The following is a 13,336-nucleotide window of genomic DNA, read 5'->3' as shown; positions in this document are numbered from 1 at the left end:
TTAGCCTGCAACCGGTTGCCCTGGCTCCGGCTGCTTTGTGAGAAGGCTGCTTGCACCGGCGTCCGGTCCTGGAGCGTCTCGAATTTCTCAATCCGGGATCCTTTCCGCATCACCCGACATCAAGGCATGCCTCGCCGTTCCCTTCCTCCGCAAGTGCGCGCGCGCGGCGTGACAGCCGTGCTCGGCCCCACCAATACCGGCAAGACCCACCTGGCCATCGAGCGGATGCTCGGCCATGAGAGCGGGATGATCGGCCTGCCCCTGCGCCTGCTTGCCCGCGAGGTGTATCAGCGGGTCGTGGAGAAGGCGGGACACCACAACGTCGCCCTGATCACGGGCGAGGAAAAGATCAAGCCCGACCGCCCGCGCTACTGGATCTCCACCGTCGAGGCCATGCCGCGCGACCTGGATACCGCCTTTGTGGCCGTGGACGAGATCCAGCTCGCGAGCGACCTCGACCGGGGCCACGTATTTACCGACCGCCTCCTGAACCAGCGCGGGCGCGAGGAAACCCTCCTCATCGGTTCCGCCACCATGCGGCCCCTGATCGAGGCGCTGATCCCCGGTGTTCACGTGGTCACCCGGCCGCGTCTCTCGAATCTCTCCTTTGCGGGCGAGAAGAAGGTGTCGCGCCTGCCCCGCCGCTCGGCCATCGTCGCTTTCTCGGCGGAGGAGGTCTACGGCATCGCCGAGCTGATTCGCCGCCAGAGCGGCGGCGCCGCGGTTGTTCTGGGGGCGCTCTCGCCCCGCACCCGCAATGCTCAGGTCGAGCTCTACCAGAACGGCGACGTGGACTATCTGATCGCCACCGATGCCATCGGCATGGGTCTCAACCTCGACGTGGACCATGTGGCCTTCGCGTCCGACAAGAAATTCGACGGTTTCCAGTTCCGCAAGCTCAACAACCCGGAACTCGCCCAGATCGCCGGCCGCGCCGGCCGCTACATGCGCGACGGAACCTTCGGTACCTCGGGCCGCTGCCCGCCCTTCGACGCCGAAACCGTCGAGGCGCTTGAAAACCACACCTTCGACCCCGTTCGCATCCTGCAGTGGCGCAATCCCGACCTGGACTTCTCGTCGCTGGCCCGCTTGCGCGATTCGCTGGGCCAGCAGCCCCGGGAGCACGGCCTCGTGCGGGCGCCGACCGGCGAGGATGTTGCGGCCCTCGAGGTTCTGGTGCGGGACGACGACATTCAGGCCTATGCCCGCTCGCAATATGCCGTGGAGCGGCTCTGGCAGATCTGCCAGGTGCCGGACTACCGGAAAGTTTCCCCGCAAACCCATGCGGATCTCGTCGGCCAGCTCTACCGATTCCTGATGAAGGACGGAGCCATCCCGGCGGACTGGTTTGCCCGCCATCTGTCGGCCATGGACCGTACGGACGGCGATATCGACACCCTCTCCAACCGCATCGCCCAGGTCAGAACCTGGTCCTTCGTCGCTAACCGTCCCGACTGGTTGAAGGATCCAGAGCATTGGCAGGATGTTGCGCGTCAGGTAGAGGACAAGCTATCGGATGCGCTCCATGAACGCCTCGCCCAGCGGTTTATCGACCGGCGGACGAGCGTTCTCATGCGGCGCTTGAGAGAGAAAACGATGCTCGAAGCGGAAATCACGACCACCGGCGACGTCACCGTCGAGGGTCAGCACATCGGTCACCTGCACGGCTTCCATTTCGTGCCTGATCCCCAGGCCGACACGGCGGAGACCAAAACCCTGCGCAATGCCGCCAGCAAGGCGCTGGCCGGCGAGATCGAGGCGCGGGCGGACCGGTTCGCCGAAACCCCCGACGCCATGCTCGTGCTGTCCAACGACGGCACCATCCGCTGGATGGGCGACCCGGTGGCCAAGCTCGACGCCGGCGACAAGCTGTTCGATCCGCGCCTGCGCATTCTCTCGGACGAGCATCTCACGGGTCCGGCCCGCGACAAGGTGGAGACCCGCCTGCGCGCCTGGCTGAAGGCCTATGTGGTGCGCCTGCTGGGTCCCTTGCTTCAGCTCGAAGACAGCACCGAGCTCACGGGCCTTGCCCGGGGCATCGGCTTCCAGATCGGCGAGGCGCTCGGCGTCCTGGAGCGCTCCAAGGTTCTCAACGAGGTGCGCAGCCTCGACCAGGATGCCCGCGGCGCCCTGCGCAAGGCCGGCATCCGCTTCGGCGCCTACCATCTTTATCTGCCGGCCCTCCTGAAGCCCGCCCCGCGCGTTCTGGCAACGCAGCTCTGGGCGCTCCAGAACGGCGGCCTCGACCAGAAGGGCATCGACGAGATCGCGCATCTGGCCCAGTCCGGCCGCACCTCGATCCCGGTCGATCCCGAGATCGCCCCGGGCCTCTACCGGGCCGCGGGCTTCCGCGTCTGCGGCGGCCGGGCCGTGCGCGTCGACATCCTGGAGCGGCTGGCCGACCTGATCCGGCCGGCCATCGCCTACCGCCCGGGCATCACCCCCGGCGAGCCGCCGGCGGGCGCCGCCGATGGCGAGGGTTTCGTTCCGACCGTGTCCATGACATCGCTCGTCGGCTGCGCCGGCGAGGATTTCGCCATGATCCTGAAGTCCCTGGGCTATGTGGTGGACCGCCGCCCCGGCCCTGCCATCACCGTGCCGCTCGTCGAGGCGCCGAGAGCCGTCGAGCAGCCCATGCCAGCGCAGGCCGAGACTGCCGCGCCAGCCGAGACCGAGGTGGCGCCGGTTGAAGCGTCCGATGCGGCGGCCGGTTCGGAAGAGATCGGCGCCGTTGCCGTGGAGGCTCCCGAGGCATCAGTATCCGAGCAGGAGATCGAGGCGAGCGCTGCCGAGGCGGTTGCCTCGCCCGAGGGCCAGGCCATGGCTCCGGCTGAAACCGCCGCCGAAGCCCCCACTGAGGCGCCGGCCGAGCCTGAGATGATCGAGGTGTGGCGCCAGGGCCGCCGCCAGCACGAAGGCGGGCAGGCCCGCCACGGCCGCGAGCGGGATGCCCGCGGAGGCCGTCACCAGGAGCGGTCCGACCGCGGCGAGCGGCCCGATCGCGGCGAGCGGCAAGACCGCGGCGACCGTCGTCCCCGGCAGGGGGAAGCTCAAGGCGAGCACCAGGGCGGCGACCGTCGCCCGCGCCAGGATCGCCGAGAGGCGCAAGGGGAGGGCGGACGTCCGCAGAACCGGCCGCCGCGCGGCCCGGGCCGTGGCGACGACCGTCGCGGGCCTCGCCCCGACAAGCGCCCGGACAACCGCCGCGACGGCGGGCACGAGCGACGCGAGAAGCAGCCCGATCCGAACTCGCCCTTCGCCAAGCTCATGGCCCTCAAGGCCCAGCTTGAGGACAGCAAGAAGTGAGGCCCTGAGCCCATGCGTGAGGACCGGCAGCGTCTCGACAAGTGGCTGTGGTTCGCGCGCTTCGCGAAAACCCGGACGCTCGCGGCCAAGCTGGTCGCGAGCGGTTTCGTGCGGCTCAACGGCCAGCGCACCGACAATGCCGCCAAGGCGGTGGCCGTCGGCGACGTGGTCACCATCGCGCTTCCCCGGACCACCCTCGTGGTCCGGGTGGAGGATCTTGGCGAGCGCCGCGGCCCTGCACCGGAAGCAAGGCAGCTCTACATGGATCTCAACCAGGACAACGGGGCGCTTGTCAGCGACCCCGACAAGAGCTAGAGCGGCGGCGCATCGCCTTTGCTCATCCTCTCGAACAGACCCTCAGAAGGACCGTTCATGACTTACGTCGTCACTGAAAATTGCATCAAGTGCAAATACATGGACTGCGTCGAGGTATGCCCGGTGGATTGCTTCTACGAGGGTGAGAACATGCTCGTCATCCATCCCGACGAGTGCATCGATTGCGGCGTCTGCGAGCCGGAATGCCCCGCGGAGGCGATCAAGCCCGATGCGGAGCCGGGCCTCGAGCAATGGCTGAAGCTCAATGCCGACATGGCCAAGAGCTGGCCCAACATCACCCTCAAGAAGGACGCACCTGCCGACGCGAAGGAATTCGACGGGGTGGCCGGCAAGTTCGAGGCGTACTTCTCGCCCAATCCGGGTGACGGCGATTAAGCGGCAAGCTCGGCCAGAAACGAAGCTTCTTTACGCTATTCCTTGAAATATTTTTGCTTTTTCGGCCGGACTGTGATAGGGTCCGTGAATGCCGTCGCTTGCGCTCAAGCCGTGCACCGTCTCCGCAGACCGGCGGTTCACACGATGAAGCAGATATTCACGTCCTTTGACTTAAGGGAGCGTCGCTGCCTAGGTCAAGGGCATGAGCGTTTTTAGCCGCTGGCTTACATCAGGGAGACGAGCGGAATAGTCAAGTTCCGTGACACTCATCTCATCTCGCTCCCCTGGGACCCTGCCCAGTGGAACCACAGCTCCCCTCGCTGCAAGCGAGGACCATGCAAGGAGGCCTCTCTCGCATGACAACCGCCAAGAAGTCCGCCCAGCGCCTTGGGTTCAAGTCCGGCGAAGCGATCGTCTATCCCGCTCACGGCGTCGGCCGCATCACGGCCATCGAAGAGCAGGAAATCGCGGGTTTTAAACTGGAGCTGTACGTCGTCTCCTTCGACAAGGACAAGATGGTTCTTCGAGTCCCGACGGGCAAAGCTTCCAGCGTCGGCATGCGCAAGCTTGCCGAGCCGGCTCTGATCCAAAAAGCTCTGGACGTGCTGACGGGCCGGGCACGGGTGAAGCGCACCATGTGGTCGCGCCGGGCGCAGGAATATGAGGCCAAGATCAATTCCGGCGATCTGATCGCCGTGACGGAGGTCGTGCGCGATCTTTACCGCTCCGAGGCTCAGCCCGAGCAGTCCTACAGCGAGCGCCAGCTCTACGAATCCGCCCTCGACCGCGTGGTTCGCGAGATCGCGGCCGTGAACAAGATCACCGATACGGAAGCCCTGAAGCTCATCGAGCAGAGCCTCGCCAAGTCCCCGCGCCGCGCCAAGGGCGCCGAAGGGGAAGGCGATGGCGAAGGCGACGACCTCCAGGAAGAGGCGGCCTGATCGCGGGACCCCTGCACGGGCTACTCGCCCAAGCCTTTCAAGAGCCCGGCCCCGCGCCGGGCTTTTTTGTATCGCAGAGCCTTGTTTTCCTGTGCCCAAAATCTATTTGGCAGAACTTGGCTGTAAGAAGTGAACTTTTTGCGGCCTCGCTCGTTGTGTCTCTGCCAAGGGAGAGCACACAATGGGAGAAATCTCAGGGGTTCGCCGCCGGTTCGTCCGCGCAGCCATGAATGCACCTTTTCTTGAAAGAGAAGAGGAGCATCTTCTTGCTGTGCGCTGGAAAGAGAACCGCGATGAGGCGGCGCTTCATCAATTGACTGCTGCTCATATGCGCCTTGTCATCGCGCTGGCAGCCCGTTTCCGTCACTATGGCCTACCGATGGCCGATCTCGTCCAGGAAGGCCATGTGGGTCTTCTCGAGGCGGCGGCCCGGTTCGAGCCCGAGCGGGAGGTTCGCTTCTCGACCTATGCAACGTGGTGGATCCGTGCCTCCGTACAGGATTACATCCTTCGTAATTGGTCAATCGTCCGCGGCGGAACGAGTTCCGCCCAAAAGGCGCTTTTCTTCAACCTGCGCCGCCTGCGTGCCCGTCTGACCCGTGGCGGAGAGGAGCGCATCTCCTCTGAGGTGCATGCAAAGATCGCGGAGGCCATCGGCGTCTCGAAAGCCGACGTTGCCCTCATGGACGCCCGCCTTTCGGCGCCCGACACCTCCCTGAACGCACCGGTTTTGGACGCGGACCCCTCCAATTCCGCAGAGCGGGTCGAGTTTCTCGTCGACAACAGCCCCCTGCCGGACGAAAGCGTCACCGACGTGATCGACACGGAACGCCGCGTGCGCTGGCTGCAGCAGGCCCTCGAGGTTCTCAACGAGCGTGAACTGCGCATCCTGCGCGCCCGTCGCCTGGACGACGAACAGGTCACCCTGGAATTCCTGGGCGACAGGCTCGGGATCTCCAAGGAACGTGTTCGTCAGATCGAGAACCGCGCCTTGGAAAAGCTCAAGCGCGCCCTGATGGAGCGCTACCCCCAGGCCTCGGGCGCCTTCGTGTAAGGCAACCCCGGGGAGGAATCCCCTTCAAATCTCAGGCAGTCTCTCATATCGGCGAAGCATGCTTCGCCGATATTGCATTGGGGCTTTGGGTTTCGAGCCGCTACTCCACGACGATCTTGTAGCGCTCGCCCGGCTTCAGAGGTTCGTTCCTTTCGAGCCCGTTGAGGAGCAGAAAGCGCTCCAGGGCGCGGTCGACCGGCATGCGGGCGGCCAGGGTCTGAGCGGTGTCGCCCCTCTGGGCTGCTACGATGTGGAGCTTCAACGGCCTGATCCGCCGTGCCTCCTCGGGCTGCACCTGCCGCACGCTGTTCAGGGTCTGCTGGAAAATTCCTTCGAGATCGCCCCTGTTGCCGCGGGTGGCCATGATCAGCCGATAGGTGGTGCTGCCGATCCGGATCGCCGAAAGGCGGAAGGTCCACTCCTTGCCGTTCGACAGAGCGGTCACCAACGGCAGGCCGTTCACCGTGCCGGTGGTGAGGCTTCCCGGCTCGATCGTATCGGTCCAGGTCGAGCGCAGCACATCTTCCAGGCTCTGCCCATCGGGCGTGTCGGCGGCGTCGAACAGCAGCCGTCGTTCCCCATCGGCGGACGAGCCGAGCACGGCCTGCGAGGTGTTTTCCAGGGAAAAGCCCTCGGGCGCCTCGAACGCCACACCAAGACGCGAATGAATGAAGCGGCGGCCCTTGACCACTCCATCGGCCGGATCGTCCCCATAGGCGAGGCCTTCGAGGGCCGTCAGATAGGCAAGGCGTCCCGTCTCGCCTCCCGAAACCTCCGCGCGCCGGGCGGCCTGGAGCGCCCGCGCCACCCGGTCATTGGTGCGGGGATGCGAGGCCGTTCGATCCGCGGATGAGCTGTCCGAGCTCGTTCCCGAGCGCCCCAGGGCCGTCAGGAAGCGGGGCGCGCCGAAGGGGTCGAAGCCCGCCCGGGCCAGAACCTTGACGCCAGTCTGGTCCGCCTCGAGCTCCTGGGCGCGCGAGAAGCTCGCCAGCGTCGAGCGTGCCTGGCTCTGGACCATGGCCGCCTCTTCGGCATCGTTGAGCACGTTTTCGGCCACGCGCTCGATCAGCTGCGAGCGGGCCTGAAGCTCGCTGCGCTGGGATGCATGGCGCAGGGTCACGTGAGCGATCTCGTGCGAGAGCACCGCCGCAACCTCGGAGGTGTCGTTCGCGAGGGCAAGCAGGCCACGAGTCACGTAAAGGCGTCCGTTCGGCAGGGCGAAGGCGTTGACCACCGGCGAGTTGAGAATGGTCACCTGGAAGGCCTCGTCCGGCCTGTCGGTGGCCATGACGAGCCGGTTCGTCACATCGGTCAGGATCTGCTGGAGCTGAGGCGCCCGGCCTTCACCGCCGAAGGCCCTGACCAGGCGAACGTGATCGCGATCCCGGTCGGGGCTGATCACCCGCGGGGCATTGGGCGGCAGGGACACATCCCCGCTCAGCCCGGAGCAGCCTGCCAGAAAGGCTGCGAGCATGAGGCTGCCGAGGATTCGGATGCGACCTGTTTGACGTGTTGTGCTCATGCTCGTTCATCGCGGCGGGCGGTTGCCCTCAAGACGTTCGATCATCTCCGGCACTTCAATGGAAAGAGCTGCCCCTTGCCAAGACTGCAAAATGCCTCGGGCCCTGATCCAGCGATTCTTGAGCGCCTCGGCGCCCAAGCCGCGATCGGCCATCAGCTTCCAGGTCTTTCGGGGAATGATGATCGTGAAGTCTTCTGCCCAAAGCCCCCCCGAAGTTCAAATAAGTGCGTTGCTCGCGCTCGCCGATGCTCCTGACGCGGCCTTCGACCAGCACAAAGCTGCCGACCCGGTCCTTCAGGTGATCGACTTGACCAACATCGATGGGGTTATAGCCGTCATCCGCCCAAAGACCAAGGCGTCGTTCGCGGGCCGTTGCCTCTAAAGCCAGCAATTCGGGTTGGCAGAACGCCGGCTCCAGCCCCGGATCGACCAGGGCCAGCCCGGCCTCGACCAAGCCGTGGCCGAGATCGAGGTGGTTCGAGGCGGCCAGGATACGAACCCGCGCCGATACCCTGCCCCAGCGGTCGCGGCTGTCTTTCGCCTGCACGAGGATGGATCGGCCGGCCTGTTCGCGCAGCCAGGCCAAGGCCAGATCCCGGTAGGGCGGCCTGTCGGGAAGCCTGATTCCTGCCAGCTTGGCCATGCGACCCGATGCAAAGGTCAGATCGCCCTCAGGGCCGATGTCCTGGAGGCGGTCGGGCTGCGCCTCGATGGCACAACCCGGCCTAGTCTTTGCCGGGGAGGAGGCGGGGGAAGCGGACTGCGCCCGGCCTGCCACGGGCAGGACCGCCAGCGCAGCCCCGATGCTGAAGGCGCAGAAAACCCGAATGGCCGATCCCGTCATGGGACAGGATCATAACCATTCCGCAGGCAACAGCCATGCTTAAGCCAGGGACTGATGCCCTGGCTTAATGCTTTTCCTGTGCCGGGCTGTGCTGCTGCGGCTTGTGACCGCTCTGGCCCGCATCGTTGTGCTTGTTGTGGTCGCGGCTCTCCTGATGCGTCTCGCCGCCCTGGCGGCCGACCTCGGGGGTGCCGCTTGCATTGGCATGGGCCTGATCGTCCTGCTTGTCCGGATGGCCCGAGATACGGGTATCGTTCGGATTGCTTCTGTTGCCCTTGCTGCTCATGACTTTTTCTCTTGCTGCCGCTTCTGGGCGCCGTTGCCGTCGTTGCCCTGCTGAGCTTGGGTGCCGCGGGTGTTCGATCCGCCATGGCCTTCCTGCGGAATGCCTTCCGGGTTGGTGCGGGTGCCTGGGATGTTTTTCGTCATGGTGAAATCCTGACTATGTCCGTTGCCGGCATCGAGGAATGACTGCGGCCCCCGGGATGCCGCGGCATGCCCTGTGGCCGTTCTCAGGGGAGTCAATGGCAGGAAGGACAAAGCGTTGCGGCCAAGATCCGCAGATTTTTCGGGCGAAATCCCGCCGCCCTCGGCCTCCTACCAGCGAACCACCACCACCCTCTGACTGCCGTTGCCAAGCTCGACCGCCTCGGTACCTTCCGCCTTCAGATCCTCCGCCCTCGCATCCTCCACGATCTCGACCTCCGCCACATGGGCGGCGAACGCCTCGTCCACCTCCGCCACGCAGACCAGGGTGTCGGGGGGGAGATTTTCAACCTGTTTCAGAAAGTCTCGAAGCGTTTGAGCCATGGTATGCCTCCGGTTCAAATCACAAACCGGTCGGGTGGCGGTGGGTTCCTTTGGAGGGGCGAGGCCGCCCCCGAATCTGCTGGCCCGCAAAGGCCGGGCGGGCTTCCAGGGGCAGATCCGGCAGGCCCCCGAAGAGGGTCTAGTCCACCGCCATGGAGCGTGCTATCTCAAGCCCAGTGTGGTCCCGTAGCTCAGCAGGACAGAGCAGCGGTTTCCTAAACCGAAGGTCGGAAGTTCGAGTCTTCCCGGGATCGCCAGTTAAATCAGATGCTTAGCCCCTCCATATCGAACCTTGTCGAGCTTCCGGGGTAAACCTGGGGGTAAACTTTGCACAAGATCCATCGTGATCACTGGCCGGTGATCTTCCTGTTCTCCTGCTTCGGTTTCCTCAGTTTTCTCTTCGTGGGCTCGGCCCTGAGCGACGCCAATGCCCTCTGTGGGGCCGACGAGCGAATCAATCTCGCCGTCTGCGCAAGGAATTGGGTGAACGCCGCTGGCAACCTACTCGCGGTAGTTGGAGCGTTCGTAGCCGCCGTGTTCGCATACAGGCAGTATAGGGAGGCACGTCGCCAGACCGCTATCGCTCGCCTCCCCATCGCTGAGGCTACCCTCCTTGAGGCGCGGCAGATCAGCGGAGCCCTCTTTGGAGCCGTAGTAGGCCTGAACTCAATGCGCGATGCCGTTGAGACCATCTTGAAGGAGTTTTCGGCCGATGAGTCAGATGGGATCGACTTCGACAACATGCTGGTCTCAGCGCGGCATTACTTCTCGATGGACCTCCAGATAGCCCCGCGCATCAAGGCGTTTCAGGAGACGTATGCGGAGAAAGTCCTAGACAATGCCCTGCGGGCCGCGATCCGTCCAAACTGGTTCGAGTTCACCATCGTGCTCCTCGAAGTGGAGCGGATAAGTAATGCCTTGCTCCGTCCGCTGGCCGAAGGTCGTGCCAGTGTCGAGGAGCCAGGGTTCAACTTTCAACCTCTCCGTGATGTCATAGACAATCGAGAGGTCTTAGAGAGCCTCGTCGCTGCGCTTAATGAAGGGGCAAGGCTCTCAAAAGCTATGGGCGAGAGCGTTAATGCTCTGGATCCCAGTTTCGAAGCCGCTCGCGACAACCTTCTTGAGGTTATTAGATGATCATGAGCCATCGTTAACAGCCACGTAGAACCTCACAAACAGTGAGCCTTTCACGAGATGATCGAATCTTTATTTTCTTGGTTCGAATATCTGGACTTTTATTCTTCATTTTCCCTGCATGTTGACGGTTTTCCATTAACCCCTTTTTAAGGTCTTTGCCCATCCACGCGGCGAAGTGTTGAATTTTGGTCACACTGGGGCGGAGATCGGACGCGACTCGGGACGGAAGCACGTCTATTCGCTTGATCACGAACTCGTGCTGGATAATGTGGCTGCAGCGACGGGGGCTCCCCAGTCGTGATCCGGCGGGTTCAGCCGAAAAGGCGGACTTGTCGGGTACTAGGGGAAAAGGGACGTGTTTAGGGCTTCGTTGAAGCTATCGAGGCACAAAAACCCGGCCCCCCAGGGTCTCAACACTTTGGAGGTTTAACCATGAAGCTCGCTAAGAGCCTCTTCCTCGGATCGGTCGCGGGTCTCGCGGCTGTTGCCGGGGCTCAAGCTGCCGATCTTCCCGTGGCCAAGGCTGCTGCCGTCGAATACGTTCGCGTCTGCTCCACCTACGGCGCAGGCTTCTTCTACATCCCCGGCACCGAAACCTGCCTTAAGGTCGGTGGCCGCGTCCGCGCCGAGTACCAGTACCTCGAGCCGCAGTTCCGCGAAGACGCTTCGATCGGCTTCCGTGCTCGTGCCCGTGTTGCTCTCGACGCCCGCACCGCCACGGCTTACGGCCTCCTGCGCACCTACATCCGCATGGAAATGGACCGTAACACCGGCGTGTACAACGGCCAGGCTGGCGGCTTCGGCACCTCGCCGAACATCGCTCAGGCTTACATCCAGTTCGGCGGCCTGACCGCTGGTCGCACGACCTCGTTCTTCACGAACGGCGATATTCCGAACGAAAACATCACCACGCTCCGCTTCTACGACTATCCGGACGTGAACCTGCTCGCCTACACCTTCTCGTTCGGCAACGGCTTCTCGGCCACCCTGTCGCTCGAAGAAGGCGCCTTCGCCGGTAACCGCCTGACTGGGCCCAGCGCTTTCGACCCGACAGTAAGCGTCGCCGCTGGACAGCGTTGGCCCGACCTCGTTGGTAACGTGAAGTACGCTGGTACGTGGGGCTCCGTGCAGCTCTCCGGTGCTCTGCACCAGACCCGTTCCAACGTTCTCGTGGACGGCGACTTCGAAGACGACTTCTCGGATGAACTCGGCTGGTCCGTTGGCGTCATGGGCCACTTCAACCTGCCGGCTCTCGGTGCAGGCGACGCCCTTTGGTTCTCTGCTGCCTACGCTGACGGCGCTCTCGGCTACCTCGGCTTCGGCTCGAATGTGACGGGCGTTGGTCTCTCCGGCGCTACCGGCACCGTCCGCTCGGTTCCGGTCGTTGATGCCTATCTCGATGTTGATGGTGATATCGAGAAGGGCCGCGGCTGGCAGGTCGCCGGTGGTCTGCGTCACTACTGGACCCCGACCGTGCGTTCGAACGTCCATGGCTCGTATGCGAGCGTTGAGTACAGCGGTGGCACGCTGCTGTCCGACTTCGACGAGTGGCGCGTTGGTGTCAACACCTTCTGGACCCCGGTTTCTGGTCTTAACATCGGTGTTGAAGTTCTCTACGCGAACATCGACGTCCAAGGTGTTGAGCTTGAGGCCGAGGACCGCTGGGAAGGCCGTCTGCGCATCCAGCGCGACTTCTAATCGGCTTGTCCTGATTGGATAAGGAGACCCCGGTGGAAACACCGGGGTTTTCTTTTGCCCGCTAGAACTTCGTAAACCGAGGGATCCAAGTGTCAGAGACAATCTTTGCGCGGAAGATTTACCAGCGACGCAAGGAAATGCGGCTCTCGCTGCGAGAAATCGCGCGTATCACCGGCATTGCGGCGTCCACGATCTCCCGCGTCGAGAATGGACTCTTGTCGCCTACTTTGGACATTGCGACAAAGCTGGCGACGGCGCTGAACCTAGAGCTACCCGCTACCCCTGCATCCACACCTTACAAAACGGAACCGGCGGTTGGAGAAATCAACAGGGCGCACGACACACCTGCAAAGTTAGTAGAGTACCGAAAGCTAGGACACACGATCCTTCGGGGAGGAAGACGCCGCGACCTGAGCAGGATTGCGGCCAGCAACGGCTATGAGATGGCTATCCTTCTGAGAGGCTATTTCCAGCTCCGGACAAACGACGGGTTCCGAGAGAACTTGAAGCCTGGGGCTACTCTTAACTGTAAACTGCTCGCCAAGCATACATACTTCGGCATCGCCTCCGAGGAGGCCGAGCTGCTTTGGGTCGGGTGAAACGGTCCTAAGTGAGCGCCGAAAGCCGAAAAAACGGTCATTGAACGCAAAGAAGAGGCTTCAGGTAAGGTAGGATCCACCGGAGCCTGAAATCCTGCCAGCCACCGTTTTTCAGCGGTGCTCGTCGTCCTCTTGCTCCTTGGGATCGACGATCCGTCGGGTGATCATCGTGACCTTGGGTTCCCCGTTGACGTTGTTCTGGATCAGCGTGGTCGGCTCGTCCTTGAACATCCCGAGGTGCTTCCCGAGAAGCTCCAGGGCCTTCGTCGCGGCCTTCGGGTTGTAGACGGTTCCCGTCGTGCACCGCCTGACGATCTCCTTTAACTCCCTGACCACATATTCCTGATCGACTTCCGCCCTCTCTTGGAGGGCCTTCTGCCCTTGCTCCACCATCGCCTTGACCTCTGGATCGTCGAGCAGGCGGTTCGCTTCGGTGTGAGCGCCTGACACTGCGTAGCCCGCACGGATCGCAGCCTGCGTGCCGTTCAAATCGATCAGGTATTCCTGAACGAACCTCTCCTGCCTCGGGGTCATCGTGCCCCTCGTTCCACGAACCGGGGAGGGTCATTTTCATAGGTCCAGCCGCTCTTGTCCTCTCCCACGAGGGGAGGAACGACGCGCCACGGCCAGTTCTTCGGAATGGGCGTGAAGCTGCAATGGCAGTTCTTCCTCGGGCAGCGTTCCAGAAACACTCCTGACGCCTGCTCCAAGATC

14 protein-coding genes and 1 tRNA gene are annotated in these 13,336 nt (G+C 63.4%); 9 read left to right on the top strand and 6 right to left on the bottom strand.

Going from position 1 to position 13,336, the window contains the following annotated elements:
• The first annotated feature begins 126 nt into the window (after nucleotides 1–126).
• From JKG68_RS12130 to JKG68_RS12110, 5 genes are all read left to right on the top strand, one after another.
• Complete coding sequence (locus JKG68_RS12130; protein ID WP_202059676.1) at nucleotides 127–3,306, top strand: helicase-related protein; 3,180 nt, start codon at nucleotides 127–129, stop codon at nucleotides 3,304–3,306.
• Nucleotides 3,307–3,318: 12 nt separating this feature from the next.
• Complete coding sequence (locus tag JKG68_RS12125; protein ID WP_202059674.1) at nucleotides 3,319–3,621, top strand: RNA-binding S4 domain-containing protein; 303 nt, start codon at nucleotides 3,319–3,321, stop codon at nucleotides 3,619–3,621.
• Nucleotides 3,622–3,678: 57 nt separating this feature from the next.
• Nucleotides 3,679–4,017, top strand: coding sequence for a ferredoxin FdxA (gene fdxA, locus JKG68_RS12120; protein ID WP_202059672.1), 339 nt, complete (start codon nucleotides 3,679–3,681; stop codon nucleotides 4,015–4,017).
• A 356-nt stretch (nucleotides 4,018–4,373) separates the two neighbouring features.
• A complete protein-coding gene (locus JKG68_RS12115; RefSeq protein WP_202059670.1) occupies nucleotides 4,374–4,958 on the top strand; it encodes a CarD family transcriptional regulator in 585 nt (194 codons plus the stop codon).
• Between the two features lie 181 nt (nucleotides 4,959–5,139).
• Nucleotides 5,140–6,012, top strand: coding sequence for an RNA polymerase factor sigma-32 (locus JKG68_RS12110; RefSeq protein ID WP_202059668.1), 873 nt, complete (start codon nucleotides 5,140–5,142; stop codon nucleotides 6,010–6,012).
• A 100-nt stretch (nucleotides 6,013–6,112) separates the two neighbouring features.
• Here JKG68_RS12110 and JKG68_RS12105 read toward each other — a convergent pair whose 3' ends face one another.
• From JKG68_RS12105 to JKG68_RS12085, 5 genes are all read right to left on the bottom strand, one after another.
• On the bottom strand, nucleotides 6,113–7,534 hold the full coding sequence (locus tag JKG68_RS12105; protein WP_202059666.1) for a M48 family metalloprotease: 1,422 nt from the start codon (nucleotides 7,532–7,534) through the stop codon (nucleotides 6,113–6,115).
• A 55-nt stretch (nucleotides 7,535–7,589) separates the two neighbouring features.
• Complete coding sequence (locus JKG68_RS12100) at nucleotides 7,590–8,378, bottom strand: thermonuclease family protein (RefSeq protein WP_202059664.1); 789 nt, start codon at nucleotides 8,376–8,378, stop codon at nucleotides 7,590–7,592.
• 64 nt (nucleotides 8,379–8,442) lie between these two features.
• Entirely contained in the window at nucleotides 8,443–8,664 is a 222-nt protein-coding gene (locus JKG68_RS12095; protein WP_202059800.1) for a hypothetical protein, read from the bottom strand.
• The gene (locus tag JKG68_RS12090; protein WP_202059662.1) at nucleotides 8,661–8,807 is read right to left on the bottom strand and encodes a hypothetical protein; all 147 of its coding nucleotides are present in this window, start codon (nucleotides 8,805–8,807) and stop codon (nucleotides 8,661–8,663) included. The genes JKG68_RS12095 and JKG68_RS12090 overlap by 4 nt, the downstream gene beginning before the upstream one ends.
• 168 nt (nucleotides 8,808–8,975) lie before the next feature.
• Nucleotides 8,976–9,188, bottom strand: coding sequence for a sugar phosphorylase (locus JKG68_RS12085; RefSeq protein WP_202059660.1), 213 nt, complete (start codon nucleotides 9,186–9,188; stop codon nucleotides 8,976–8,978).
• 180 nt (nucleotides 9,189–9,368) lie between these two features.
• On the opposite strand from JKG68_RS12085, the gene JKG68_RS12080 reads away from it, so the two are divergent.
• The 4 genes from JKG68_RS12080 (at nucleotide 9,369) to JKG68_RS12065 (ending at nucleotide 12,622) form a co-directional block, all read left to right on the top strand.
• Nucleotides 9,369–9,445 (top strand) — tRNA-Arg (locus tag JKG68_RS12080).
• Between the two features lie 70 nt (nucleotides 9,446–9,515).
• A complete protein-coding gene (locus JKG68_RS12075; protein WP_202059658.1) occupies nucleotides 9,516–10,325 on the top strand; it encodes a hypothetical protein in 810 nt (269 codons plus the stop codon).
• A gap of 432 nt (nucleotides 10,326–10,757) precedes the next feature.
• Nucleotides 10,758–12,023 carry a porin gene (locus tag JKG68_RS12070; RefSeq protein ID WP_202059656.1) on the top strand — a complete coding sequence of 422 codons (1,266 nt, stop codon included), beginning with the start codon at nucleotides 10,758–10,760 and terminating at the stop codon, nucleotides 12,021–12,023.
• 89 nt (nucleotides 12,024–12,112) lie between these two features.
• On the top strand, nucleotides 12,113–12,622 hold the full coding sequence (locus JKG68_RS12065) for a helix-turn-helix domain-containing protein (protein ID WP_202059654.1): 510 nt from the start codon (nucleotides 12,113–12,115) through the stop codon (nucleotides 12,620–12,622).
• 111 nt (nucleotides 12,623–12,733) lie between these two features.
• On the opposite strand, the gene JKG68_RS12060 is transcribed toward JKG68_RS12065, so the two are convergent.
• Nucleotides 12,734–13,156, bottom strand: a complete 423-nt coding sequence (locus JKG68_RS12060; protein ID WP_202059652.1) for a terminase small subunit — start codon at nucleotides 13,154–13,156, stop codon at nucleotides 12,734–12,736.
• Between the last annotated feature and the right edge of the window lie 180 nt (nucleotides 13,157–13,336).

This window comes from Microvirga aerilata (assembly GCF_016743775.1).
Lineage (GTDB): Bacteria > Pseudomonadota > Alphaproteobacteria > Rhizobiales > Beijerinckiaceae > Microvirga > Microvirga aerilata.
Note: the sequence above shows the minus strand (reverse complement) of the source record. Positions and strands in the feature narration are given on the sequence as shown.